This is a genomic window from Thalassococcus sp. S3, assembly GCF_004216475.1.
Taxonomy (GTDB): domain Bacteria; phylum Pseudomonadota; class Alphaproteobacteria; order Rhodobacterales; family Rhodobacteraceae.
Genome location: NZ_CP022303.1, coordinates 1,351,948 through 1,376,315 on the forward strand (window position 1 = coordinate 1,351,948; position 24,368 = coordinate 1,376,315).

General features: G+C 60.7%; 23 protein-coding genes. 11 read left to right on the top strand and 12 right to left on the bottom strand.

The window, feature by feature from the left end; all coding sequences use genetic code 11:
- Positions 1-6 precede the first annotated feature (6 nt).
- The 5 genes from CFI11_RS06830 to carB form a co-directional block, all read right to left on the bottom strand.
- Entirely contained in the window at positions 7-1,134 is a 1,128-nt protein-coding gene (locus CFI11_RS06830) for a beta-ketoacyl-ACP synthase III (RefSeq protein ID WP_254449040.1), read from the bottom strand.
- A gap of 204 nt (positions 1,135-1,338) precedes the next feature.
- Positions 1,339-2,550 carry an alpha/beta hydrolase gene (locus tag CFI11_RS06835; protein ID WP_130404342.1) on the bottom strand — a complete coding sequence of 404 codons (1,212 nt, stop codon included), beginning with the start codon at positions 2,548-2,550 and terminating at the stop codon, positions 1,339-1,341.
- 81 nt (positions 2,551-2,631) lie between these two features.
- A complete protein-coding gene (locus tag CFI11_RS06840; RefSeq protein WP_130404344.1) occupies positions 2,632-3,003 on the bottom strand; it encodes a hypothetical protein in 372 nt (123 codons plus the stop codon).
- Between the two features lie 7 nt (positions 3,004-3,010).
- Positions 3,011-3,709 (bottom strand): hypothetical protein, encoded by a 699-nt coding sequence (locus tag CFI11_RS06845; RefSeq protein ID WP_130404346.1) that lies wholly within the window; start codon positions 3,707-3,709, stop codon positions 3,011-3,013.
- Between the two features lie 58 nt (positions 3,710-3,767).
- The gene (carB, locus tag CFI11_RS06850) at positions 3,768-7,100 is read right to left on the bottom strand and encodes a carbamoyl-phosphate synthase large subunit (protein ID WP_130404348.1); all 3,333 of its coding nucleotides are present in this window, start codon (positions 7,098-7,100) and stop codon (positions 3,768-3,770) included.
- A gap of 293 nt (positions 7,101-7,393) precedes the next feature.
- Between carB and bchE the strand changes: the two genes are divergently transcribed.
- Together bchE and bchJ are read left to right on the top strand one after the other, a co-directional pair.
- Positions 7,394-9,058, top strand: coding sequence for a magnesium-protoporphyrin IX monomethyl ester anaerobic oxidative cyclase (gene bchE / locus CFI11_RS06855; RefSeq protein WP_130404350.1), 1,665 nt, complete (start codon positions 7,394-7,396; stop codon positions 9,056-9,058).
- The gene (bchJ, locus tag CFI11_RS06860; protein WP_130404352.1) at positions 9,051-9,665 is read left to right on the top strand and encodes a bacteriochlorophyll 4-vinyl reductase; all 615 of its coding nucleotides are present in this window, start codon (positions 9,051-9,053) and stop codon (positions 9,663-9,665) included. The genes bchE and bchJ overlap by 8 nt, the downstream gene beginning before the upstream one ends.
- Positions 9,666-9,818: 153 nt before the next feature.
- Here bchJ and CFI11_RS06865 read toward each other — a convergent pair whose 3' ends face one another.
- The gene (locus tag CFI11_RS06865) at positions 9,819-11,051 is read right to left on the bottom strand and encodes a cyclopropane-fatty-acyl-phospholipid synthase family protein (RefSeq protein ID WP_130404354.1); all 1,233 of its coding nucleotides are present in this window, start codon (positions 11,049-11,051) and stop codon (positions 9,819-9,821) included.
- Positions 11,052-11,237: 186 nt separating this feature from the next.
- Here CFI11_RS06865 and aspS point away from each other — a divergent pair, with 186 nt between their 5' ends.
- The 4 genes from aspS (at position 11,238) to CFI11_RS06885 (ending at position 16,973) form a co-directional block, all read left to right on the top strand.
- Positions 11,238-13,256 carry an aspartate--tRNA ligase gene (gene aspS, locus CFI11_RS06870; RefSeq protein WP_130404356.1) on the top strand — a complete coding sequence of 673 codons (2,019 nt, stop codon included), beginning with the start codon at positions 11,238-11,240 and terminating at the stop codon, positions 13,254-13,256.
- A 145-nt stretch (positions 13,257-13,401) separates the two neighbouring features.
- On the top strand, positions 13,402-14,784 hold the full coding sequence (locus tag CFI11_RS06875) for a DUF1800 family protein (RefSeq protein ID WP_130404358.1): 1,383 nt from the start codon (positions 13,402-13,404) through the stop codon (positions 14,782-14,784).
- 9 nt (positions 14,785-14,793) lie between these two features.
- Positions 14,794-15,969 (top strand): DUF1501 domain-containing protein, encoded by a 1,176-nt coding sequence (locus tag CFI11_RS06880; RefSeq protein ID WP_130404360.1) that lies wholly within the window; start codon positions 14,794-14,796, stop codon positions 15,967-15,969.
- 284 nt (positions 15,970-16,253) lie between these two features.
- Positions 16,254-16,973 (top strand): GNAT family N-acetyltransferase, encoded by a 720-nt coding sequence (locus CFI11_RS06885; RefSeq protein WP_130404362.1) that lies wholly within the window; start codon positions 16,254-16,256, stop codon positions 16,971-16,973.
- Positions 16,974-17,170: 197 nt separating this feature from the next.
- Here the strand turns inward: CFI11_RS06885 and CFI11_RS06890 are convergent, their stop codons facing one another.
- Entirely contained in the window at positions 17,171-17,890 is a 720-nt protein-coding gene (locus CFI11_RS06890) for a response regulator (protein WP_130404364.1), read from the bottom strand.
- Positions 17,891-18,045: 155 nt separating this feature from the next.
- Here CFI11_RS06890 and mce point away from each other — a divergent pair, with 155 nt between their 5' ends.
- The 3 genes from mce to CFI11_RS06905 all read left to right on the top strand — a co-directional run bounded on the left by mce (position 18,046) and on the right by CFI11_RS06905 (position 19,446).
- On the top strand, positions 18,046-18,450 hold the full coding sequence (mce, locus tag CFI11_RS06895; protein ID WP_130404366.1) for a methylmalonyl-CoA epimerase: 405 nt from the start codon (positions 18,046-18,048) through the stop codon (positions 18,448-18,450).
- Between the two features lie 64 nt (positions 18,451-18,514).
- Positions 18,515-18,781 (top strand): DUF1467 family protein, encoded by a 267-nt coding sequence (locus CFI11_RS06900; RefSeq protein ID WP_130404368.1) that lies wholly within the window; start codon positions 18,515-18,517, stop codon positions 18,779-18,781.
- 5 nt (positions 18,782-18,786) lie between these two features.
- Positions 18,787-19,446, top strand: coding sequence for a glutathione S-transferase family protein (locus CFI11_RS06905; protein WP_130404370.1), 660 nt, complete (start codon positions 18,787-18,789; stop codon positions 19,444-19,446).
- Here the strand turns inward: CFI11_RS06905 and CFI11_RS06910 are convergent.
- The 4 genes from CFI11_RS06910 to CFI11_RS06925 form a co-directional block, all read right to left on the bottom strand.
- Positions 19,425-20,117 carry an EI24 domain-containing protein gene (locus CFI11_RS06910; protein WP_130404372.1) on the bottom strand — a complete coding sequence of 231 codons (693 nt, stop codon included), beginning with the start codon at positions 20,115-20,117 and terminating at the stop codon, positions 19,425-19,427. The two genes, CFI11_RS06905 and CFI11_RS06910, sit on opposite strands and share 22 nt — an antisense overlap.
- Positions 20,114-20,692, bottom strand: coding sequence for a nitroreductase (locus CFI11_RS06915; protein ID WP_130404374.1), 579 nt, complete (start codon positions 20,690-20,692; stop codon positions 20,114-20,116). The genes CFI11_RS06910 and CFI11_RS06915 overlap by 4 nt, the downstream gene beginning before the upstream one ends.
- Positions 20,693-20,977: 285 nt before the next feature.
- On the bottom strand, positions 20,978-22,090 hold the full coding sequence (locus tag CFI11_RS06920; RefSeq protein ID WP_130404376.1) for a class II histone deacetylase: 1,113 nt from the start codon (positions 22,088-22,090) through the stop codon (positions 20,978-20,980).
- A gap of 186 nt (positions 22,091-22,276) precedes the next feature.
- A complete protein-coding gene (locus CFI11_RS06925; protein ID WP_130404378.1) occupies positions 22,277-22,522 on the bottom strand; it encodes a hypothetical protein in 246 nt (81 codons plus the stop codon).
- 125 nt (positions 22,523-22,647) lie between these two features.
- Here CFI11_RS06925 and CFI11_RS06930 point away from each other — a divergent pair, with 125 nt between their 5' ends.
- Together CFI11_RS06930 and CFI11_RS06935 are read left to right on the top strand one after the other, a co-directional pair.
- Positions 22,648-23,358 (top strand): M48 family metallopeptidase, encoded by a 711-nt coding sequence (locus CFI11_RS06930; protein WP_130404380.1) that lies wholly within the window; start codon positions 22,648-22,650, stop codon positions 23,356-23,358.
- Between the two features lie 100 nt (positions 23,359-23,458).
- Entirely contained in the window at positions 23,459-23,725 is a 267-nt protein-coding gene (locus CFI11_RS06935) for a DUF6455 family protein (RefSeq protein WP_130404382.1), read from the top strand.
- Between the two features lie 75 nt (positions 23,726-23,800).
- Here the strand turns inward: CFI11_RS06935 and CFI11_RS06940 are convergent, their stop codons facing one another.
- Positions 23,801-24,205, bottom strand: a complete 405-nt coding sequence (locus CFI11_RS06940) for a thiol-disulfide oxidoreductase DCC family protein (RefSeq protein ID WP_130404384.1) — start codon at positions 24,203-24,205, stop codon at positions 23,801-23,803.
- Positions 24,206-24,368 lie beyond the last annotated feature (163 nt).

A 24,368-nucleotide genomic window follows, 5' to 3' on the forward strand; every position in this document is an offset into this window, starting at 1 on the left:
GTCCCGTCAGGCGTGGCGCTGGACGAGGACGGAGCCTACCGAATACCCGGCGCCGAAGGAACAGATCAGGCCATATTCCCCGTCTTCGAAATCATCCGAATACTTGGAAAAGGCAATGATCGATCCGGCGGAGGACGTGTTGGCATAATCCTGCAGGATGTTGGGCTGTTCGCCCGGTTCCGGCGTCCGGCCCAAGACCTTTTTGCCGATGAAATCGTTCATCGTCTTGTTGGCCTGGTGCAGCCAGAGGCGTTTGAGATCGCTGCTTTGAACACCATCGTCGTCCATGTGAGCAGCGATATGCTGACTGACCATGGGCAGCACCTCTTTGAAGACCTTACGGCCTTCCTGCATGAATTGCATGTCGCGACGGTCTTTCATGCCATCGGGACGGGAGCGGCGAAGAAAACCGTTATTGTTGCGGATGTTGTTTGAAAACTCCGTGGCACAGCGGGTTGATTTGATTTCGAAATAGGGACCTTGCGCATCTTCGGCCCGTTCGATCAGGGTGGCCGTCGCCACATCGCCGAAGATGAAATGGCAGTCCCTGTCGCGCCATTCGAGATGCGCCGAGCAGATTTCCGGGTTGACCACCAGGGCCGAGCGGATGGAGCCGGAGCGGACCATGTCGGCGGCGGCCTGAATGCCAAAGGTCGCGGAGGAGCAGGCCACGTTCATATCGAAGGCGAATCCCTTGATATCCAGAAGTTTCTGGATCTCGATGGCGACGGCCGGATAGGCCCGTTCGAGGTTGGAGGCGGCGCAGATCACGGCCTCCACCTCCGCCGCCGTCTTACCGGCCTGCGCCAGGGCCTTGTTGGCCGCATCCACGGCCATTTCCGCCATCAGCGACGGTTCGTCGTCGGCGCGCTGGCGCAGTAGGGGATGCATGACTTCGGGATCCAGGATGCCGGACTTGTCGATCACATAGCGCTGCTCGATCCCGCTGGCCTTGACGATGAAGTCTTCGGACGAATGCTCTTTCGCGGTGATCTCACCGGCGGCGATGGCCGCGGCGTGTTCGGCGTTGAACCTGTCGGCATAGGCGTTGAAGGCGGCGACCAGTTCGGCGTTGGTGATGGTCTTTTCCGGGGTAAAGACCCCGGTGCCGGTGATGGCGGGAATGTGGCTCACGATTTGCCCCTGACACATTGCGTTTGGCCGAAATTATAGGCGCGACGCGAAAGGGGCAAGCCGGTGCTGTAGCCGGATCAGATCAGCGGCACGATCGGAACGTCGCAGGCCGTGAGCAGGAAAAGGCTCAGGAAGGCAAAGGTCATGCGCATCTGTTCGGTCTCCATATCGACAAGGGTAACCTGGGGCTGAAATGTGGCGATACTAGGGCCCTGTGATCCGCCAGATGGCACCTGTCTCGGTGTCGATCTGCACAAGGCCCTCCCGTTTGTCGGCGCTCAGGCCCAGATTTACCTTGCGATAGATGTCCGACAGGATCGACGTGTTCTCGGCGAAATAGACGTGCCCGAAGAAGTCGGAGATCACGTTTGAGGCATCGATGACCACGATCCCCTCCAGGGCTTGAAGCACTTCGGACGCATCTCCGATCCGGTCATAGCCGTTGAACCGGCGCGACGCCTTGAGAGCGGTGTCGTTGGACGAAGCATAAAGCGTCACGGGCTCTGGCAAAGCACGGAAGGCGGGGGCCAGCTGCTCGGTGAAAACACGGGCGTCGATGTCGGGCGCGGCAAGGATGACGGTGCGGATGCGGGCGGCAGCCTCCGGGTCTTCGCGGATCAGGTCGGTGAGCGCGTAGGACAGGATCTGCGTGCCCATGGAATGCGCGATCACCACGACGCGGTCGGCGCCCTGGTTGGAGAGTTTGGCCAGCACCTCTTTCATCCGGGGCTGGGTGACGCGGACCATGTTGCTGTCGTGAGGGTAGGCGGCGGTGGCCCCTTTGGAGGGCCAGGAAAAGAAGACGGCGGGTCCGTCGAATTCCAGATCATGCTTCATCTGTGCCATGCGGCGGGCCGCTTTTTCGAATGTGGTCGAATAGCCGTGGACATAGAGCAGAACGGCATTGGCGGAGGTGTTGGCCAATTCGGTACGCAGGGCCGAGAGGACGGCGTCCTCGGTGCCGATCAGCACGTCCTGAAGGACGATGTGGCGGGCGGGGTCCATGCCGAAGATCTTTCGCTCCAGCCAGCCGGGCGTCTCAAGCTCACCGCGTGTGTGGATCGTGGGTATGGAGACATCGGCCTGCCCCCAGAGAAGGACCCCGTGATCGGAGGTGAACTGGTCCGCGGGTCGACGTCCGGGATCGGCGGAGAGTCCCCGATTGGTGGCAAAGGAGACGCGGACGTTGAAGAACGGCTCCTCGGGTTCGGGCGGGGCGATCATGACGGGCTCTTCAAGGATGATCACCTCGTCGGGCGGAGGGACCGATGCGGAGAGGTTTTCCTCCAGCTCCGACGCAAACTCCTCCACTTCAATTGCCATTTCGGCGGGGCGTTGGCTGAGCGTGGGGGCCAGGACGAGAACGATGGCCAACGTGAGTGCCAGGCCTGCGATGAGGATGAGAAGGCGTTTCATGGAATGAGGTCCCCGGTGATGCGTGAACGCGCGGGATCAGGGTAGCTTGGGTGGGATGGGATTGTCGATTGGTTTGGAGTCTTAGAGGCTTTTGAATCTTGTGCCTTTGCCAACCGGTAGCTCGAATAAACCGTTTTCGTTTGTCTTGCGTTGCAACAGCAGCTTGTCCCATTGCCACATAAGCGTAGCGGCTTGCTCATTGATCCGTTGCTTTTGAACGGAGCTATTCAGATAGAAAGCGAGTACGCCTGAATTCAAGATTGCCGCTCTCTCAGGTTTTCGCTTTGCGTTTGCCCGATCTTTGGAGATGACGATCCAATCGCGTTCGCGGCCAAGCGTTTCAAAATACTCAATATCTGAGATGTCATGTGAGAACTTTTCACGAAGGGCCCAAACCTCATGGCCGTCCACTTTTACAAGCTCGTGCATCGCCCGCGCAATCGCAGGTGGCATGTTATGGTCAAGGAGTGCTTTCAATGGCTGCTTGGGCCATGACCTCATCAAGCGTGCGTTCGTAAAATATCGCAGCCTGAATGGACTTTTTGGGTATCTCGTAGATTTTTGACAGGTAGCCGATATCCTGGAACACTTGGAACTCTTCATAAAGGGTTGACGTCGAAACCCCGTAGTCTTCTAGGATCGGCGCGCCAAAGAGGCGTTTAGGGTCGATGACGATGGCTTTCCACCGATAAGGTCGCCAAAGCACGGCCTGGCCATTTTCAAACTCCAGATCGTTAAGAGATTGATCAATGATTTTGGCAAAGACTTTTTGTCCTGGACGACGACGTGAAAGGCTCATGAGCTCTCCGTCTTCCTCAACCGCATCGATAAGTATCTCCGCTCCATCGGTTTTGAACTGCAACGAGGCGAGAGGATGATCCACTCCGAACAGCTTCTTCGCGTGCGAAATCGCAAATCTGATTGCCTGGAGAGAAATGTTGGCTCTCCGCAACGCTTTCACGATGCGTAGCTCGACCAAGTCAGAAAAGCTGATCTCGGTTGCGTCTTCTATTGCTTGGTAGTGAGCCTGCCAAAGCGGGGATGTTGCACCTGAACCTCTCGTCCAGCGCAAGATGTCTTGCGGTCTGCTCCCGATAAGGCGAGCCGCTTCTCGAGGGGTGTATATCCCTTCTCCAAGAACTGTAACGTCGAGCGGCACGATAACCTCCGTTGGTGACGTTATAGTCAGAGCACTCAACGAAAAGTAAACTCTTTCGTCATCCTTGCAATGCCTTCACTCCGACATTCCCCTCCGCTTGTGCCTTGATGGCCTGCGCCGCGGCCTGCGCCCCGGCGGCTGTCGTGAAATACGGGATTTTATCGTAGAGGGAGATGGAGCGGATAGATTTCGAATCCTCGACCGCCTGCGCGCCTTCGGTGGTGTTCATCACCAATTGCACGCCGCCGTTCTTCATCATGTCGGTGACGTCCGGGCGGCCTTCGTAGACCTTGTTGACCACGCCGCATGCCACACCCGCCTCGGCCAGCCAGCTTTGGGTGCCGCGCGTGGCGACGAGGGTGAAGCCCTGGCCGATCAGCGTGCGGATGGCTTCCAGCATGGCGCCCGTTTTGTCGGCGTCCTTGATCGAGATGAAGGCGCATCCGGAGGTGGGCAGGACCATGCCTGCGCCCATCTGGGCCTTGAGGAAGGCCCGGGGGAAGTCACGGTCCCAGCCCATGACCTCTCCGGTGGAGCGCATTTCAGGGCCGAGGATCGTATCGACGCCGGGGAAGCGGGCGAAGGGCATCACGGCCTCCTTAACGGAGAACCAGGGCATGTCGGGGTCGGCCAGCGTCATCGGATCGGCGAGCGGCAATACGGTGTCATAGGAGGCGGTCGCGTCGTAGGGCGCGCGAAGGGGGAAGTGCGACAAGGGTTCGCCCGCCATGATCCGCGCGGCGATAGAGGCGATGGCGCTGTCGGTGGCCTTGGCGACGAAGGGCACGGTGCGGGAGGCGCGGGGGTTGACCTCGATCAGGTAGACATCGCCGTCCTTGATGGCGAATTGCACATTCATCAGGCCAACGACGTTGAGGGCCTTGGCCAAATCGTGGGTCTGGCGTTTGACCTCGTCGATGATATCGGCCGGCAAGGAATAGGGCGGCAGGGAGCAGGCGCTGTCGCCGGAATGGACGCCGGCCTCCTCGATATGCTGCATGATGCCGGCGACGTGCACGGTTTCGCCATCGCAGAGGGCGTCGACGTCGAGTTCCACGGCACCGTCGAGATAGCTGTCGAGCAGGACGGGACTGTCGCCGGAGACGACGACGGCTTCGGAGATGTAGCGTTCAAGCTGGGCGGTGTCGCGGACGATCTCCATCGCGCGGCCACCGAGGACGTAGGAGGGGCGAATGACAAGGGGAAAGCCCAACTCCTCGGCCCGTTGCCGGGCCTCGTCGTCGGTGTGGGCGATGGCGTTCTTGGGCTGTTTCAGGCCAAGATCCTGAACGAGCCGCTGGAAGCGCTCGCGATCTTCGGCCAGGTCGATGGCATCGGGCGTTGTGCCGAGGATCGGGATGCCCGCCTCATGTAGCGCATTGGCGAGCTTGAGCGGCGTCTGGCCGCCGAACTGGACGATCACGCCGTGGAGCGTGCCGTTCTCTTGCTCCACGCGTAAGATTTCCATCACATGCTCGAAAGTGAGCGGTTCGAAATAAAGCCGGTCCGAGGTGTCGTAATCGGTGCTGACCGTCTCGGGGTTGCAGTTGACCATGATGGTCTCATAACCCGCCTCTGTCAGCGCGAAACAGGCGTGACAGCAGCAATAGTCAAACTCGATCCCTTGCCCGATCCGGTTGGGACCACCACCCAGGATCACCACCTTCTTGGTATTTGAGGGCCGCGCCTCGCATTCCACTTCGCCCATCATGGGCGCCTCGTAGGTGGAGTACATATAGGGCGTCTGGGCCTCGAACTCGGCCGCGCAGGTGTCGATACGCTTGAAGACGGCAGTGACGCCAAGGTTGTGGCGGGCCCGGCGAATGTTGTCCTCCTCCCGGCCGGTCAGCTTGGCGAGGCGCGCATCGGTAAAGCCCATCATCTTGAGCGCGCGCAGGCCGTCTTCGGTGACGGGCAGGCCGTTTGCGGCCACCTCGGCTTCGGCCTGAACGATCTCGCGGATGCGGGCGAGGAACCACGGGTCGAACATTGTCACCGCATGGATGTCGTCATCACTCAGCCCGTGGCGCATGGCTTGGGCGATGACGCGGATGCGGTCGGGTGTCTGCTGCGAGAGGGCCTTGACGATGGCGGCCTTGTCAGGGGCGCCGGGGATGTCGATGTCGTCAAACCCGTTGAGGCCCGTTTCCATTGAGGCCAGAGCCTTTTGCAGGCTTTCGTGGATGGTCCGCCCGATGGCCATGACCTCGCCCACCGATTTCATCGCGGTGGTCAGGTAGGGCTCAGAGCCGGGGAATTTCTCAAACGCAAAGCGCGGGATCTTGGTGACGACATAGTCGATGGTCGGCTCGAAAGAGGCGGGGGTGACGCCCGTGATGTCATTGTCGAGCTCGTCCAGTGTAAAGCCCACGGCAAGCTTGGCGGCGATCTTGGCGATGGGAAAACCAGTGGCCTTGGAGGCGAGCGCTGAGGAGCGGGAGACGCGCGGGTTCATCTCGATCACGACCATGCGGCCATCGTCGGGGTTGATCGCCCATTGCACGTTGGAGCCGCCCGTCTCCACCCCGATCTCGCGCAGCACGGCGATGGAGCCGTTGCGCATGATCTGGTATTCCTTGTCGGTTAGTGTGAGGGCCGGCGCCACGGTAATCGAATCGCCGGTGTGCACGCCCATCGGGTCCACATTCTCGATGGAGCAGACGATGATGGCATTGTCGGCGGTGTCGCGCACCACCTCCATCTCATATTCCTTCCAGCCCAGCAGGCTTTCGTCGATCAGAATTTGCCCGACCGGTGAGGCGTCCATGCCGGAGCGGCAGAAATGGATGTAATCGTCACGATTATAAGCCACGCCGCCGCCGGTGCCCCCGAGGGTAAAGGCCGGGCGAATGATGGCGGGCAGACCGATCTCGTCCAATGCGTCGAGCGCCAGTTGCACGCCAGCTTCCAGATCCTTGATGCCGGCCTCGGTCTTCGGGGCCGTGACGATGGTGGCCTTGGGGTTTTCAATGCCCAGCCGGTCCATCGCCTCCCGGAAAAGCTTGCGGTCCTCAGCCATTTCGATGGCCGCGCGCTTGGCCCCGATCATCTCCACGCCGAATTGCTCCAGCACCCCCATTTCTTCAAGGGCCAGCGAAGTGTTCAGCCCCGTCTGCCCGCCCATCGTGGGCAAGAGGGCATCGGGACGTTCCTTTTCGATGATCTTGGCCACGACCTCTGGCGTGATTGGCTCGATATAGGTGGCATCGGCAAGACCAGGGTCGGTCATGATCGTCGCCGGGTTCGAGTTCACCAGGATCACCCGGTATCCTTCCTCGCGCAACGCCTTACAGGCCTGCGCGCCGGAATAGTCGAATTCGCAGGCCTGTCCGATGACGATAGGCCCCGCGCCGATGATCATGATCGACTTGATGTCGGTTCTCTTTGGCATGGCCGGGCCCTCTATGTCGTGCGTCGGGCGCCCCCTGCGCCCAAATTGTCCTGCCTTATAGGGATGGCGCCCCGAGGTGCAAGAGGGAGTTCCGGTTTGCTGTGCCGGGTGCACCCCATCTCTCCACTTTCTCCAAATACCCAAATCAACATCTATAAAATGCGCAGGCCTTTGCCCATGAGACGGTGGATTTGGGTATTTGGAGAAAGTGGAGAGACTGGTTTGATCTATGTCAACTTAAGTTGACAAATAAAATGTCAATCTTGTCGGGTCAGCTGCGAGGAGCCCCCGTCATGCGTATTCTGTTCATCCACCCGAATTACCGCTCCGGCGGGGCAGAGATCGCAGGCACGTGGCCGCCCGCCTGGGTCGCTTACCTGACAGGCCATTTGCGCACCGCCGGATTTGACGATGTGCAATTCATTGATGCGATGACAAATGATATCTCCGACGAGGCGCTTGGTGACCGGATCGCCGAGATGCAGCCTGACGTCGTGGGTGTTACTGCTATCACGCCATCAATTTACCGTGCCGAGGAGGTGTTGAAAATCGCCAAGGCCCGCGCGCCGGGTGCGGTGCGCGTTCTCGGCGGCGTGCATGCGACCTTCATGTATAAACAGGTGCTCAGCGAAGCCCTCTGGATCGATGTCATCGTGCGCGGCGAAGGCGAAGAGATCTGCACCGAATTGATGCTCGCCATCGAAGACGGGCGCTGGCCCGCCGAACGGCACAAGATCAAGGGGCTTGCCTTTCGGGACGGCGAGGAGATTGTGGCCACTCCGGCGGCCAGCACGGTCAAGGATCTCGAAGCGATCAAACCTGACTGGACCATTCTTGACTGGGAGAAGTATCAATACATCCCCCTCGGCACACGTGTCGCCATCCCGAACATGGCGCGGGGCTGTCCGTTCACCTGTTCCTTTTGTTCGCAATGGAAATTCTGGCGTGATTATCGGGTGCGCGACCCTAAAGCGGTCGTGGACGAGATCGAGGATCTGGTGGAAAACCACGGTGTGGGCTTCTTCATCCTCGCCGACGAGGAACCCACCATCAACCGCAAGAAATTCATTCAGTTCTGTGAAGAGCTGATCGCGCGCGGCCTGCCTGATCGCGTCAAATGGGGCATCAATACTCGTGTCACCGACATCTACCGTGACCGGGATCTGCTGAAATTCTATCGCAAGGCCGGGCTCGTTCATGTCAGCCTTGGCACCGAAGCGGCGGCGCAGATGAAGCTCGACCAGTTCAACAAGGAAACGAAGGTCGAAGAGAACAAGGAAGCCATCCGCCTTCTGCGGGACGCCGATATTCTGGTCGAGGCGCAGTTCATCGTAGGTTTGGACAACGAAACGCCCGAGACGCTGGAAGAAACCTACCAGATGGCCTGGGACTGGCAGCCCGATCTGGCCAACTGGTCCATGTATACACCCTGGCCGTTCACGCCTCTGTTTCAGGAACTCAAGGATCAGGTCGAGGTTTTCGACTTCTCCCGCTACAACTTCGTGACCCCCATCATGAAGCCCGCCGCGATGGAGCGGGGCGAGCTTCTGGACGGCGTAATGAACAATTACCGCCGTTTCTACATGAAAAAGGCGCTCTTTCATTATCCATGGCGGGGCACCGGGTTCCGGCGCCGCTATCTCTTGGGATGCCTCTATGCCTTTCTGAAGGCCGGCTTTGCGCGGACATTCTATGACCTCGGCAAGGTCGGCTATACCGGCCCCCAATCCAAAAACCGGCTTGATTTCCAGTTCGACGAGACCCGCCAGATCGCCGAGGCGCAGATGGCCGACTGGGAAGCCTCCGCCGACCGTGCCGCTCGCGCTGCCGAACGCCGCGAAGCCATCCGCGCGCAGGGCAAGGCGCGGGCTGTCGAACGCAAGGCCTCGTTCAAAATGCCCAACGGTGCAGAGATCAAAGCCTGTGGCGGTGGCGACCAACAGATGGAGGATGTCTGAGGATGGCCGCATCGGTCCCAACGCCCTCCTGCAACTGATCCCGCTCCTCGATCAGGCGGGCGGTGCTGCGTTTCGCAGCGCGTTGCTGGCCCGCGCGGGTGTGTTCGAGATCCCCGACGGGTCCGAGATGATCCCCGAAGGTGTGGCCGCGCGGGTTCATCAGGAGATGCGCCGCTCGGTCCCCGACCTTGCGCCAGCCCTTTCCTGGGCCGCGGGGCGCGCCACTGCGGACTATATCCTGGCCCACCGCATCCCACCCCTGGCGCAGCGCGTACTCAAGGTCTTGCCTGCGCCGCTTTCCGCGCGGCTCCTCTCTCGCGCCATTGCCGATCATGCCTGGACCTTTGCCGGAACGGGCACATTCCGGGTTGTCTCACCCTACTGTTTTGAGATCAGACACAATCCGGTCATCCGAGACGAGGTTTCGGACCATCCGGTGTGCGACTGGCACGCGGCCGTCTTTGCGCGGCTTTATCAGGTGCTCGTGCATCGCGACTTTGTTTGCATTGAAACACAGTGCGCCACCATGGGCGGCGAGGTCTGCCGGTTCGAATTGAGGCGCGACCCGTCTCTCCACTTTCCCGAAATACCCAAATCGACCACTTGAGGTTTCTGTCGCGCCGATTGGGCATTTTAAGAAAGTGGAAACCCTGACGTGTTTTCCTGCTGCCACGGTACAGGCTGGGGAGCCGATGGCCGTGAAAGTGGAGAGCGCCCTCTTTAGGTCCACATCGGATGGTCCGGTGGGGGGCGTGATCCCTTACTCCGCCGCCTGGATGTGCGCGGCCTTACCAGTCGGGTGGAGATAATCGCGTGTGATCGGCACCGCGTCCCGACGATGGGCGAGTTGCAGGTGATAAACCGCCTGATGCTGCTCGTCAAAAGCCATGATGCAGGCTGTCAGATAATAGCGCCACATCCGCACGAAACGGTCGTCATACATCCGTCGCACCGCATCCAGCCTTGCGTCGAAGCGGTCACGCCAGTGGCGAATGGTCAGCGCGTAATGCAGCCTCCAGACCTCGATGTCGCACTGCCAGAGCCCTGATGCCTCGACGGCGGGCGCCAGTTCCGACAGGGAAGGCACATAACCTCCGGGAAAGATGTATTTGTGGATCCAGGGACTGTGCGCCATGGGCGGTGCGCTGCGTCCGATCGTGTGGATCAGCGCCACGCCATCCGGGGCCAGAAGGTCCGACACCTTGCCGAAATATTCGTCGTAATGGGGCACGCCCACATGTTCCAACATGCCCACGCTCACGATCCGGTCAAAGGTCTCTGCCACATCCCGGTAGTCTCGCAACTCGAACGTCACCCGATCCGCCAACCCCTCGGCCTCGGCCCGGGCGCGTGCGGTGGCCAGCTGGTTCTCACTCAGCGTGACGCCCGTCACGCGTGCGCCGTGATCGCGGGCCAGGGTCAGCGCCATGCCGCCCCATCCACAGCCGATATCCAGTACGTGACAGTCGGGCTCGATCATCAGCTTGGCCGCGATATGGGCCTTCTTGGCATCCTGTGCCTCTTCCAGCGACAGGTCCGGCCTTGGGAAATAGGCGCAGGAATACTGCATGTCGTCGTCCAGAAAGAGCCGGTACAGTTCATCCGAGATGTCGTAGTGATGCGACACGTTCGACTTTGCGCTGACGGCGGTGTTGCGCTGTACGATGGCGCGCAGGTGAAACCGCATCCTGTCCACCGCCCGGACCCAGGCGGGGAAGGCATCGGGCTTTCGGTTCCGGATCAAAAGCTTCAGCAGCGCCTCGAGCTCGGCATTGCCGCCGATCTCGATCCGGCCGTCCATGTACCCCTCGCCCAGGGTCAGCTCCGGATACAGGCACAGGCCGCGTAAGGTTGCTTGGTCCGTGATGTGCAGGGCTGCGGACATCTCTCCGCCCGGACCAAAGCCGCGGCGCGTGCCGTCGGGATAGGTGATCTCCAACCTTCCGTCGACGATCAGCCGCTGGATCATGCTGTCAAAAATGCGCTCCCACATGTGCAGTCCCCCTTGTCGTCTTCGATGCTCCCATTGCGATGAAGATGCGCTCCCAACGCCCCACTATAGTTGCTTTGGTAAATTCCGCCAAATCGGGGTGGCCAGACCTTGCCCATTCGCTTGACTTCGGCGCTCAGGCGCGGTGTATCGGCGCGGCGCAATGCCCGCGCCTGATGGAGAGCCCGAATGCACGCCTATCGCAGTCAAACCTGTGCCGATCTAAGAGCCGCCCATGTGGGCGAGACTGTCCGCTTGTCCGGATGGGTGCACCGGGTGCGAGATCATGGCGGTGTTCTCTTCATCGATCTGCGCGACCATTACGGCATGACGCAGGTGCTCTGCGATCCCGACAGCCCTGTCTTTGCCGAGGTGGAGAAAGTCCGCTCTGAATGGTGCATTCGCATCGACGGAACGGTCAAGGCACGTGACGAGAGCCTGGTGAACCCCAAGCTGCCGACGGGCGAGATCGAAGTTTACATCCGGGATCTGGAAGTGCTGGGATCTGCGGCGGAACTGCCGCTGATGGTGTTCGGTGATCAGGAATACCCCGAGGAAACCCGCCTGCGCTATCGCTATCTCGACCTGCGCCGCGAGGCGATGCAGCGTAACATGGCGCTGCGCTCGGACGTTGTGGCCTCCATCCGCCGTCGTATGTGGGACAGCGGGTTTCGCGAATATCAGACCCCGATCATCACCGCCTCCAGCCCCGAGGGCGCGCGCGACTTTCTGGTGCCCTCCCGCCTGCATCCGGGCAAATTCTACGCGCTGCCACAGGCGCCGCAGCAATTCAAACAGCTCATCATGGTGTCGGGCTTTGACAAGTATTTCCAGATCGCGCCCTGTTTCCGCGACGAGGACCCGCGTGCCGACCGCAGCCCGACCGATTTCTACCAGCTCGACATGGAGATGTCGTTTGTCGAACAGCAGGACGTGTTCGACACGATCCAGCCGGTGCTGACGGGTATCTTCGAGGAGTTCGGAGGGGGCCGGAAGGTCGATCAGGACTGGCCGCAGATTTCGTACAAAGATGCGGCCCTTTGGTACGGAACCGACAAGCCCGACCTGCGCAACCCGATCAAGATGCAGATCGTATCGGACCATTTCCGGGGGAGCGGGTTTGCCATCTTCGCCAAGTTGCTGGAGCAGGAGGGCACGCAGATCCGCGCCATCCCAGCGCCGGGTGGCGGCAGCCGCAAGTTTTGCGACCGGATGAACGCCTTTGCCCAGAAGGAAGGGCTGCCGGGCATGGGCTATATCTTCTGGCGCGAAAAGCAGAAGGGAGGTGCTGTCGAAAAAACTCGCGAGAAGATCGCAGCATTGAAAGCGATTATAGGGGACATGGATGATTTGGGAGACGCGGCGCAAGAAGACAAGCAGAGACTTGAGCGACTAATTGAGCACTATTTGGTGGCAGGCTTTTTTGAAGCGGCCGAAAATCTAGATGCCGCAAATCGGGCGGAAGCAGCGCTCAAGGAGTTGAACTTTGGTGAGGCTCAACGAATTCTTCAAGCCTTCGATTCAGATATTGAAGCCGCCGGCCCCCTTGCCAAGAACATCGGACCGGAGCGGACGGAGGCCATCCGCCAGCAACTGGGCCTTGGCGTCGGCGATGCGGCGTTTTTCCTTGGCGGCAAGCCGAAGGCGTTCGAGACTGTGGCCGGGAAGGCCCGCGTCGAGATTGGCAATGAGCTCGGGCTGACCGAAAAAGACCGCTTTGCCTTTGCCTGGATCGTCGATTTCCCGATCTACGAGCAGGACGAGGAGACCGGCCGGATCGACTTTGAACACAATCCCTTCTCCATGCCGCAGGGCGGAATGGAGGCGCTGGAGGGCGATCCGCTCAAGGTGCTGGGCTATCAGTATGACCTGGCCTGCAACGGGTACGAGCTGGTCTCGGGCGCGATCCGGAACCACAAGCCCGAGATTATGTTCAAGGCGTTCGAGATTGCCGGATATGGCAAGGACGAGGTCGAAAAACGCTTTGGCGGCATGGTCAATGCGTTCCAATACGGCGCGCCGCCCCATGGTGGCTGTGCGGCAGGGATCGACCGGATCGTGATGCTGCTGGCCGATCAGCAGAACATTCGCGAGGTCATCATGTTCCCGATGAACCAGCGCGCCGAAGATCTGATGATGGCAGCGCCGTCCGATCCGACTTCGGATCAGCTTATGGAACTTGGCTTGCGTGTGATCCCGCAGGACTGACAGGCCTTTTGCGCCTGCGGAATGCGCAAAAAGGGCGGTCGGGCGCCGACCGTCGCACGGAAAATCACGCTCACCCGGTGAAAGCCGGGCGCGTCTTTGCTATGTTAGGGCTATTCGCGTCTCTGGCATGGAGTGATCATTTCCCGTGGCCTTTACCCCTGAACTGGCCGAGATCCGCTTTGGCTTTGGTTTGTCGCCCCGTTTGAGCCCCGTCGCCTCGACAGAGGCGATGCTGGATGGGTTGTCGGGCTCTGACACGATGCGGAAACGCTATCCGATCGAAGGCTTCGACACCTTTCGCGAGCGCATGATACGCGCCCGGCAGATCCGCCGGGGCATGCGAGAGACGCGCGGCACGTCCGAATTCGAGACCTGGCGAAAGAAACGCAACGTTCTGAACAAGGCCGCCCGTGAGGACATGGTCCACTGGATGGCGCTTTCGATGTTGCGGTGCACGCATACCCAAACCGGGTTCCGCGAGCGTCTGGTCCATTTCTGGGCCGACCATTTCACCGCTCGTGGCAAACGCGGCGTGATCCGGCGCGCCACGTCCCCCTTTGTGGAGGATGCAGTGCGCCCGAATGTCGGTGCATCTTTTGCCGACTTGCTGATTGCGTCTGTGACACACCCGGTGATGCAGCAATATCTGGATCAGGACAGCTCCATCGGGGACAACAGTGTGCGTGCGGTCAAACGCGGACGGGGCGGGCTGAACGAAAACCTTGCGCGCGAAATCCTGGAGCTGCACACGCTGGGCGTGTCGGGCCCCTACAGCCAGGGGGATGTCCGGGAACTGGCGGAGTTGCTGACAGGGCTCAGTTTTCAGCCCGAAAACGGGTTCAAATTCCGCAAGGATTTTGTCGAGCCGGGGCCGGAGACGGTTTTGGGTCAGACCTATCACAGCGATCCTCCGAGCATGGAGCCCATTCGCACGGTTCTGCAGGATCTGGCAGTGCATCCGGCCACGGCTTCACATCTGTCGCGAAAGCTCGCCGTTCATTTTGTGTCGGATAGCCCCGAGCCTGATCTGGTGGAGCATATGACCGCCCGCTACACCGACACCGAAGGGGATCTATTGGCGGTCTATGCCGCGATGCTAGAGCACCCTGCGGCCTGGTCGCTGGAGCGGCGCAACGTCAAGACGCCGGTTGAATTCGTTGGATCGGCCTGCCGGGCACTTGATGTGCCCGACAGCCCCCTCCGCGAGATGGAAGAGAAGCATCTGCGTCGGTATATCTTCCTTCCGCTCGTTCAGATGGGGCAGCGCTGGCAGGCACCCGCAGGCCCGGACGGCTGGCCCGAGGCCGATGAGGCATGGATTACCCCACAAGGCATCTCGGGGCGTCTGCAATGGGCGATGGAAGGTCCGCGCGCGCTGTTGCCCGATCTGCCGGATCCGCGTGTTTTCGTGGTCGATGCGCTGGGCTCCTATGCTTCGGACGCCGTGCGTTTTGCCGCCGGGGCCGCCGAAAGCCGCCACGAGGCCATCGGGCTGGTCCTGGCCTCCCCCGCCTTTCAGCGCAGATAGGAGATGAGCATGACCAACCCCCTTTCGCGCCGCGCCTTTCTGGGCCGCTCTGCTTTGATCGGGTGTTCTGCGGCAGCCAGCCCGCTTTTGACCCCGGTGAGCTTTGCCTCGGCCCCATGGGAGACACGCCTTGTCGTGATCATCCTGCGGGGTGGCATGGACGGGCTGGATGCCGTGCAGCCCTATGGGGAGCCCGAATTTGCCCAATTGAGGCGTGAGTTCGAGATCGGGCCAGACCAAGGCGCCATTGATCTCGACGGATTTTACGCGATGCACCCGGCCCTTGCCCCGCTTTTGCCGCTTTGGGAGCGGGAGGAGTTGGGATTTGTGCACGCGGTTTCGACGCCCTATCGCGACAAGCGCAGCCATTTCGACGGACAGGACCTGCTGGAGGCGGGCACTGTCAGCATGTCAGGCGTGCGCGACGGCTGGCTGAACCGCGCCTTGCAGCACCTGCCCGGGGTTGAGGCCGACACGGCCTATGCGCTTGGGCTGGATGACATGAAGCTTCTGCGGGGATCGGCGCCGGTGGCCAATTGGTCACCGGAGGCCGAGATGACGCTCAGCCCGCAAGCGTTGCGCCTTGCCGAGCTGGTCATGGAAGAAGACGAGGCCTTTCATGCCGCTTTGACAGAGGCGCAAATGCTGTCTGACACTCAGGACGACGAACGGCTGCGGGGGCGTGTGCCGGCCCATATCAAGCTTGCGGACTATGCGGCCAAGCGCCTGCGCAAGGATGCGCGTGTGGCGGCGTTCTCGATCAATGGCTGGGATACGCATCGTCAACAGGCACGTCCGATAGCTGCGGCCTTGACCCGGCTCTCGGACACGATCCTGACCCTCAAAGAGACCATGCGAAGCCAGGCCTGGGATCGCACGGCTGTCATCGCGATGACGGAATTCGGGCGCACCGTTCGCGCCAATGGCACGCGCGGCACGGATCACGGAACGGGCGGAGCGTTGGTCTTTGCGGGCGGAGCGATAAGGGGCGGGCGCGTGCTGGGAGATTGGCCGGGCCTCGAGGAGGCCGCGCTTTACGAGCGACGTGATCTGATGCCGACCCGCGATGTCCGCGCTCATGCGGCGTGGCTGATGCGCGGTGCGACGGGCCTTGATCAAGGCGTTCTTGAGCGGGACGTGTTCCCGGATCTCGATATGGGGAGCGACCCTGGCCTGCTTATCTAAGGGATATGGGGTGTTTGCCTGGCGCAGTTTTTTTGCAGGGGGCTGATCCGCCCAAAAGCCGGTTTTTGAAAAACGCTGATCTTTCGATGGACCGCGGGGCATTTGGCCTGGCTTTCGCCTCAGATCGAAGGGCCTAAAACCCAGGTCACGTCAGAGGTGGGGGCCGTGTGAAAACGAGATCGCGCTGTCCTGACCCCTGATCGCCCGTGGGTCCTGAGCCAGCCGCGCGCGAGTTATGACTTCTTAGTCTGGCGAGACGGGTGGCAGCGCGCTAATGTGCGGCCATGACGATCACTGATTTACCGCCACTTGGGGCTCCGGTACCCGATTGGACCCCGCCCCCCGCTCCGGATGGCGCAGTTCTGGAAGGCCGGTATTGCCGGCTCGAACCTCTGTCGGCGGAGGCGCATAGCGCGCTGTTGCATGGCAGCTTTGACGGGCATGACGACCTTTGGCACTACATGCCGTGCGGTCCGTTTACATCTGCCGCGCAGTATCACCGTTGGGTAAGGGAAACCGTGGCGGATCCCGGGCATCTTTTTTTTGCGATCCGCAATCTTGAGACGGATATCTTGGGTGGCGTGGCAAGTTTCCTGCGCATCGATCCGATGGCGGGGTCGATCGAGGTCGGCAATATCTGTTTTGCGCCCGTCTTGCAGCGCAGCCGGGCGGCGACAGAGGCGATGGCGCTGATGATGAAATGGGCGTTCGAAGCCGGCTACCGGCGCTATGAGTGGAAATGCAATGCCCTCAATCACCCCTCGCGCGCGGCAGCGCAACGTCTTGGCTTCAGCTATGAAGGCGTGTTTCGGCAGGCGACCGTCGTGAAGGGCCGCAATCGCGACACGTCCTGGTTCGCGGTGATCGACAGCGAATGGCCCGCGCTAAGGGAAGCCTACCGTGTTTGGCTCGACCCCAAGAACTTTGACGAGCGGGGACAACAGATCGAACGGTTGAGCGATTTGACCCGTCTGGTGCGTGTTAGTCACGATCCAACGCTCTGAGGCTGTGCTCGCCCGTGCCTGCCAGGTCCGGCATGGCAGATCCCCTATCGCCTTTCGGGCGTGTGGCGGTTGCTCTCGGGTGTCGGGGCTTTGGCGGATGCGCGTTCCGGATCCGCTCCGCAGAGCGGCAGGCAAGCGCGTAGCAGATAATGGCCAGGATGGTCAGACCCCAAAGGGCAAGCGCGGTGCCCGACATCTCAGATCGCGCGTCTTTGCTGCAGTCTTTGCTGAACCAGCCCCGCGATCTGCGCGGCATTGCTGGCCACGGGCTGGCCGTTCGCCCGCGCGCGCGCCAGTGCGCTGGCCGCTGCTGCAAGGGCATCGTCCTTGGCGCTGCGGGCCACCCCGCGTGCAAACTGTGCGACATAGTCCAGCATCTGTTCATCCGTCGTGTCGGTCAGCACGTCCGCGATCAGCGCCATGTCGTCCTGAAAGGCAATGGGATCGGGTATGATCTCCTCGTCCGACAGGATCCTTGGGCCAACGGGCTGACGTTCCGGCGGAAGATGCGCCAGGACCGCCGACTGAAACCCCGCCAGCGAGGTGATCGGCTTGGCCAGAAACCCGTCAGCTCCAGCCGAGAGGGCGGCCTCCTCGCCATATTCATCGCCGGATGTTCCCAGGATCACCCCGACCCGAGGCATCGCCTCCGCCAGTTCCTGGATGAGGTCGCCGCCAGAACCGTCAGGCAGTCCCAGGTCGATGATCACCGCCGAGGGGCGATAGACCTGAAGGTGGCGCCGGGCCGACTTCAGGCAGTCCGCCCGTCGGATACGGGCCCCGCTGCGCAAGCATAAAAGACGCATCGCTTCGCACGCAAAGCGGCTGTCTTCCACAACAAGCACCGTCAGCCCGAGCAGAGGGCGCGCTGCCGTCGGTTGGCGCAGTCGAGATGCGAAAGGATCCGAATCGTCCATGACAAGCTCCTTTTCCAGTCGGTGCCCCAGCATGGACCTGATATGGCTAACAGGCGGTTAACGATGTTCAAACCTATCTGCCTCCCCCTTGTTCTTCGTTCACCGAGCGCTCATAACCGCGTCCAAACCTGTTCCCTTGCCGAAAGGAGATCCCGATGATCGGTCGCCTGAACCATGTTGCAATCGCCGTGCCCGACCTTGAAGCGGCCGCAGCGCAGTATCGCTCGGCGCTGGGCGCCAATGTGGGGGCGCCGCAAGACGAACCCGACCATGGTGTCACCGTCATTTTCATCGAATTGCCGAACACCAAGATCGAACTGCTTTATCCGCTTGGAGAGGACAGCCCGATCAATGGGTTTCTTGAAAAGAACCCGTCCGGCGGCATCCACCATGTCTGCTATGAGGTCGACGATATCATCGCCGCGCGTGATCACCTGAAAGAGACAGGCGCGCGGGTGCTGGGTACGGGTGAACCCAAGATCGGCGCACATGGCAAGCCCGTGCTGTTCCTGCATCCCAAGGATTTCAACGGATGCCTTGTGGAGCTTGAACAGGTCTAGGGCGCGCGGGGCCTGTTCTTTGCGCTCCGCTTTCCTATCTTAGGCGTAAAGGGGAGAACGGCTGATGGCGATCACATCCGCATTGGTGCTTTACGCGGTATTCTGGTTCATGACCTTCCTGATCGTGTTGCCGATCCGGGTCCAGACCCAGGGCGATCTGGGAGAGATCGTGCCCGGCACCCATGCCGGCGCGCCGGAACACCACCATCTGAAAAAGAAGGCCTGGATCACGACGGGCGTGGCCTTTGTGCTTTGGGTGATCGCTTGCATCGTGATCCTGTCGGGCTGGATCAGCGTGCGTGACTTCGACTGGTTCAATCGGATGGGGTGAGACCGGTGATCACCGTCTGGGGCCGCGCGGATTCGTCCAATGTCCAGGCCGTGATGTGGTGCCTCGCGGAGTTGGATCTTTCGGTACAGCGCCATGATGTCGGACACAGGTTTGGCGGCACGGACGCCCCTGATTTCATTGAAATGAACCCCAATCGCACGGTCCCGGTGCTCCGCGACGGGGACGGCCCCGCCTTGTGGGAGACCGGAGCGATCCTGCGTTATCTCGGTGCCCGCTACGGCGATGAGGTCTTCTGGCCCAAAGACCTCGATGCACGAACCGAGGTCGATCGTTGGGCGGAATGGGCCAAGATCAACGTGGCGTTGGCTTTCACAGGTCCTGTTTTCTGGCGTGTGGTCCGCACTAAAGCCGCCGACAGGGACTGGACGGCGATCCGAAAAGCGGTTGAGACCCTGGAAGAGACGCTTGAGATCGCCGAGGCGCGCCTTGCCCATCGGTCATATCTGGTTGGCGACGCTCTTTCACTTTCGGATATTCAGTTCGGTCACGTGCTCTATCGGTATTTCGACATTGCCATCGAACGACGAAACCTTCCGGCCATCGCGGCCTATTTTGATCGGCTGACCGCGCGCCCCGCCTATCGTGACAATGTGATGGTTTCTTACGACGCGCTGCGCAGCGATCAGGATGTCCGGGCGATTTGATGGTAGATATGCGTGAACGTGGCCGCCCCCAGGATCGGTATCAGCAGATTGACGACAGGGATTGAAAGCGGGATCGCCATAAGAATACCGCCGACCCAGATCGTCCCGCTGTGGGCCGAGCGCAACTCGCGCGCCCGAACGCGGCCCACCCGGCGCATCGCGGCGAGGGTAAAGTATTCACGTCCAAGCAGAAAACCGTTCAGCCCCCAAAAGATGAACGGTGCGGCGGGCGAGAACAGGACGTAAAGGACAAGCGCCAGAAGGTTGGCCAGGATCAAGACGCCCAGAAAGCTGATCGTGTCGCGTAATCCATCCAGGATTGAAACGCCGGAAACCGTGGGCAGGTTTGGGTAGTGACGGTCTTCGACGGCCTGCGCGACCTCGTCAAGAAACATCGAGGTGATGGCCGACGCGACGGGCACCATCAGAAAGATCGACAGGACTGGCAAAAGGATCAGCCAGGACCAACCCAGCAAAGTGTCGAGCCATTGCAGGCTGAGACGCCCGAAAAGGAGGGTGTTCTCGTCAATCAGGGCCTGCAGCAGGGCAACGGCGCCGTATGTCACGGCGATCAGCAAGGCGAGTGTCAGGCCGATGCCAAGCCAGAGCACGCGCCTGAACCGGGGATCCCCGATCTGACCAAGTGCCGCGAAGAAAGCGTTCAGGATCATGATGACATCCAGGTGGTAATGTCATCCATGGCAGGACGGGGCCGTTCCGGTGGGGCGCTGCGTTCGGTGCCAATATGGATGAAACCCACCACGCGCTCACCATCCGTCAGGCCAAGACCCTGGGCACAGAAGTCCGTGTCGTGGCTGGGCCAGCCGGAAAGCCAGTTGGCACCCCATCCTGCGGCAAGCGCTGCGTTCAATAGCGCCAGAGCAACGGCACCAGCCGAATAGGTCTGCTCGATCGGGGGGATCTTTTCAGAGGGTTTTTGAACCTCGATGACCGCAACGGCGAGATGGGCCTGGTCGAACTGGTTCTGCGCCTTGGTGATGTCGTCCGGGGTCTTGCCCAGGGCCTCCCCCCGCTCGGCAACCAGGGCGGAGAGGCGCGAGAATGATTGCCCTTCAAGAACGATAAAACGCCAGGGTTCCAGTTTGCCATGATCTGGACTGCGCGCGGCCGCCGTAAGGAGCTGACTGACGGTCTCGCGGTCGGGCACAGGCGGTTGCAATGTCTTTGCGGGACGAGAGCGGCGGGTGAGCAGGAATTCAAGAGCGGCGGGGTTGGCGTCTGGCATAATGTAAAGCCTCTTAACATACATATTGAGTATGTCGGCGTTTTGCAGTTCGGTTTCAACCGTCTTCTTACGAAAGATGCGGTACCTTGCCGAGCCGTCGCGCCAGAAAGGATGAAGGGGCCAGCGAATTGACGGTCAGCTTGCGCCAGTGATCCGGAAATCTCCTGGTATCATTCGGGAGGCCTTCCAGCGGGGTGGGATGGCAAACGCGTTGGAAAAGGCCGGTCGCTCCATCGCCGCTATGGTCAGCCGCGCGCGGATGATCGCCTCAATATGGCCGCGTCTTCATTTCAAAAGATCGACCTTCTCGCCAAGCTCGGTGATGTAGTCGCGCAGAAAATGGTCAAAGGCCGGGCCCGGCTGACGAATGCGGAACGTCTCTGCAAACGGATCCGGTGCGGTGATTGTGCTGCCGGACAGGGCCTCCAACGTCGCATGGCCGCAAAACGGCACATAGACTTCCGAATAGCCCCCTTCGTGAACGAGGACGAGTTTGCCGTCGCAAAGACGCGCCGCTGCCTCTTTCACGCGCGTGGTCATTTCGCGGAATGTCTCGGCGGTGGCCAGCATCCGTGCCAGCGGATCAATCGCGGCCGCATCATAGCCGCAGGCGACGATGATCAGATCCGGATCATATGTCTCGAGCGCTGGGATCACGATCTGGTCCATTGCCGCAAGATAAGCCGTGTGCCCCGTACCTGCGGGAAGCGGCAGATTGATATTGAAACCCTGGCCGGCGCCTTCGCCACGATCCGCGGCATCGCCGGTATCAAGCGGGTAATTGCCTTCCTGATGCAGTGAGATGGTCAGCACATCGTCCCGATCATAGAAAATCGCTTCGGTCCCATTGCCGTGATGGACGTCCCAGTCGATCACGGCCACCCGACCCAAGCTATGCCGTGCCTTTACGGCCTCGATTGCGATGGCGATGTTGGCCAAAAGGCAAAACCCGTTGGGAAAGTCGGGCAGACAATGATGTCCCGGCGGACGTGACAACGCATAGGCGTTTTGAGAGGCGCCCGTTAACACCGCCTCTACCGCAGCGATAGACAGCCCCGCCGAAAGGGCGGCAATCTCGAACCCACCCTGTGCAAAGGGGGTCCGCCGCCCCAATTCTCCGCCGCCCGCATCCGACAGCTTTTTGAACTCATCGAGATAAGAGGCGGGATGTACCCTCAAAAGATCCTCCCGGGTGGCGGGGGCTGCACTTTGCAGGGACAATTCAGCCGACAGACCAGTCACATCCATCAGGTTTTTCAGGCGCCGTTTCGTTTCAGGGCTCTCCGGCAGTCCGCCGGTTGCCATGGGCTGAACCAGCCCTCCGATGGGCAGCAGAAAGGCATAGTTGCCGCCGGCGTGCCAAAAGCAGCGTTCGTCCCAGAAAAACGCGGTCGTCATGAGCTATCCTCTGTCGTTAACAAGGGCACTATCGGCAGACCTGGATACAAAGTCCATCTCGCCCCGTCCCTAAACCGACGCGGACAGGGGGAGGGGATGAGCGTGTCCGTTACAAATCCCAGACCTTTCGGACGGGTGTCTGAGCGACGGATTGGCCCATCCAAGCTGCGGGCGGCCAGCAAGCTCTCATGATCCGCCGCTCGGACGTCGCAATTGATAGACCCCTTCGGGCATATTCAACGCCGCAGAGAGATCGCGCAGTTGTTCCGGGGACAGCGTGATCTTATGCATCCGGTCCGTGCGTGGGTCGTATTGTTCGATTGTGATACATTCCGCGAAGCTGTGGATCACCACATCTTCCTGAAGCGGCGCCGCGCCGTCATCGACCAGCGTGATCACCGTTGCGTCAAAGTCGTGCTCAATAGAAAACATGCCTGAAGAGTGAGCGGCGTATCGTGGGTTTGCAAGCCGTTGAAGCGCGGAATTGTGATGCGGTCTGGTCGATATCGCACACTATGATAAATTCAGATGCAACCAAACCGACGACGAGGATGAAAATGCGCTGGCTGCTTTTGATCGGAGCCTTGGCCCTTGCGGCCTGTGATGTTCCGAATCCGGATGCGACATTGCAGGCTCCGGCCAGTCGACCGGCTGGCGCGCCGCTCAGCCCGGCGCAGGCCGCGCGCAGTTTTGTGCAGGTGGTCGATACGCTGGAGCCGGTGGCAGAACGCGAGTGCCGTGCCCGTACCCGTGGGGTGAATTGCGACTTTCGCATCGTCGTCGATGACAATCGAAACGCGCCCCCCAACGCCTTTCAAAGTCTCGATCGCAACGGGCGCCCGGTGATCACCTTTACCATCGCGTTGATCGCCGATGCGCGCAATTCCGAGGAAATCGCCTTTGTCATGGCCCATGAGGCCGCCCACCACATTCAGGGTCACCTTGCGCGACAACGACAGAACGCGGCGGCGGGCGCGGTCATTTTCGCAGGGCTGGCGACGCTGACAGGGGGAACGGCGGCGGATGTTGAATCCGCCCAGCAGTTGGGCGCGGCGGTGGGCGCGCGCAGCTATTCCAAGGATTTTGAGCTGGAAGCGGACGAGCTGGGTACGATCATCGCCTATCGCGCGGGGTATGATCCGGCCATCGGCGCGCAATTCTTCAACCGTATTCCCGATCCCGGCAATCGCTTTCTGGGCACGCATCCACCCAATGCAGCGAGATATCAGCGCGTCATGGCCACGCTTCGGGCAATCGAATCGGATTAAGCCAAGCGGAGGCTCGCCGTCACGGCGATCCTTTGATCTCTATCAAGGTTGATGGGCGACCCGGCGCATAGGCTCCCTGCGATAGCGATGGAGAGAGCATATGCCTGACGGAAACCGAATAAAGCATCATGCCGATCTGGTGGACCGCATGGCCGGAACGCTTGGGGTGGATCTGGAAGAAGCGGTTCTACGCGGTCGGACCGACATGGACGAAGTCACCGACGCCGTGCTGGCCTGCACCGGCTGCAGTTGCCCGGAAGCCTGTGATGTTTGGCTGTCCGAACATCGCGAAGGCGCGGACAACCCGCCCGGATATTGCCGCAACGCGGACCTGTTTTCGCTGCTGCAAGGCCGGCAGACCTCCTGACCCGACCCGATCCGCGTGGGGCGCAGCGGTTATCTTGGCGAAGTCCGTCCGGTCGTCGCCAAACTGGGCATCAGTTCATCTGCGGGCATGCGCCTCCGCCCGCTGCTGACGTTCCGTTCTGCGAAGATGCCAGCGATAGATAAGTGGGGCGAGAACGTGGTCGTAAACCCGTTCAGCCAAAGGGCGAATGACTGGCATGTCAACAAGTCTGGCCAGCCAGCGATAGCGGGGCATGTCTTGCCAAACCGCCAGAAAGGCGCTGATGCCTGACAAGAGCTTGCCATCCTTAAAGACATACAACCGACGTGCCGCCTCGTCCCGGGTCAAGCCCCATGGGGCGAGATCTGTTTCGTTGAGATCCTCAAACCGCAGGGGCAGGGCCTTTTGCGACGCGTAAGCCTCGTAATGACCAATTTCGAAACTGCAGACCGGGCAGTTCGCATTGTAGAGCACACGTGTATCGTTCGGGTTCTGTTCCATTCCTGAAAGGTAGGGCGCGCCGTCTTTTCGGACAGGGCCTCTCCAGAACGCTTCGCGTGACAGGTCGTCGCGTCGGGGGATCTCTGGTGACAATAGATTTCCATGGAGGCGCAATGGCAAACCAAGAGCTGCGAAGCCGCCCCGGCCTCATCCGTATCTCAGG

Bases quoted from the DNA above. Each gene is read 5' to 3' on its own strand.
- CFI11_RS06835 (WP_130404342.1), bottom strand. From the start codon at position 2,550: ATGAAACGCCTTCTCATCCTCATCGCAGGCCTGGCACTCACGTTGGCC.
- CFI11_RS06840 (WP_130404344.1), bottom strand. From the start codon at position 3,003: ATGCCACCTGCGATTGCGCGGGCGATGCACGAGCTTGTAAAAGTGGAC.
- carB (WP_130404348.1), bottom strand. From the start codon at position 7,100: ATGCCAAAGAGAACCGACATCAAGTCGATCATGATCATCGGCGCGGGG.
- bchE (WP_130404350.1), top strand. From the start codon at position 7,394: ATGCGTATTCTGTTCATCCACCCGAATTACCGCTCCGGCGGGGCAGAG.
- bchJ (WP_130404352.1), top strand. From the start codon at position 9,051: ATGTCTGAGGATGGCCGCATCGGTCCCAACGCCCTCCTGCAACTGATC.
- CFI11_RS06865 (WP_130404354.1), bottom strand. From the start codon at position 11,051: ATGTGGGAGCGCATTTTTGACAGCATGATCCAGCGGCTGATCGTCGAC.
- aspS (WP_130404356.1), top strand. From the start codon at position 11,238: ATGCACGCCTATCGCAGTCAAACCTGTGCCGATCTAAGAGCCGCCCAT.
- CFI11_RS06880 (WP_130404360.1), top strand. From the start codon at position 14,794: ATGACCAACCCCCTTTCGCGCCGCGCCTTTCTGGGCCGCTCTGCTTTG.
- CFI11_RS06885 (WP_130404362.1), top strand. From the start codon at position 16,254: ATGACGATCACTGATTTACCGCCACTTGGGGCTCCGGTACCCGATTGG.
- CFI11_RS06890 (WP_130404364.1), bottom strand. From the start codon at position 17,890: ATGGACGATTCGGATCCTTTCGCATCTCGACTGCGCCAACCGACGGCA.
- mce (WP_130404366.1), top strand. From the start codon at position 18,046: ATGATCGGTCGCCTGAACCATGTTGCAATCGCCGTGCCCGACCTTGAA.
- CFI11_RS06900 (WP_130404368.1), top strand. From the start codon at position 18,515: ATGGCGATCACATCCGCATTGGTGCTTTACGCGGTATTCTGGTTCATG.
- CFI11_RS06910 (WP_130404372.1), bottom strand. From the start codon at position 20,117: ATGATCCTGAACGCTTTCTTCGCGGCACTTGGTCAGATCGGGGATCCC.
- CFI11_RS06915 (WP_130404374.1), bottom strand. From the start codon at position 20,692: ATGCCAGACGCCAACCCCGCCGCTCTTGAATTCCTGCTCACCCGCCGC.
- CFI11_RS06920 (WP_130404376.1), bottom strand. From the start codon at position 22,090: ATGACGACCGCGTTTTTCTGGGACGAACGCTGCTTTTGGCACGCCGGC.
- CFI11_RS06925 (WP_130404378.1), bottom strand. From the start codon at position 22,522: ATGTTTTCTATTGAGCACGACTTTGACGCAACGGTGATCACGCTGGTC.
- CFI11_RS06930 (WP_130404380.1), top strand. From the start codon at position 22,648: ATGCGCTGGCTGCTTTTGATCGGAGCCTTGGCCCTTGCGGCCTGTGAT.
- CFI11_RS06935 (WP_130404382.1), top strand. From the start codon at position 23,459: ATGCCTGACGGAAACCGAATAAAGCATCATGCCGATCTGGTGGACCGC.
- CFI11_RS06940 (WP_130404384.1), bottom strand. From the start codon at position 24,205: ATGGAACAGAACCCGAACGATACACGTGTGCTCTACAATGCGAACTGC.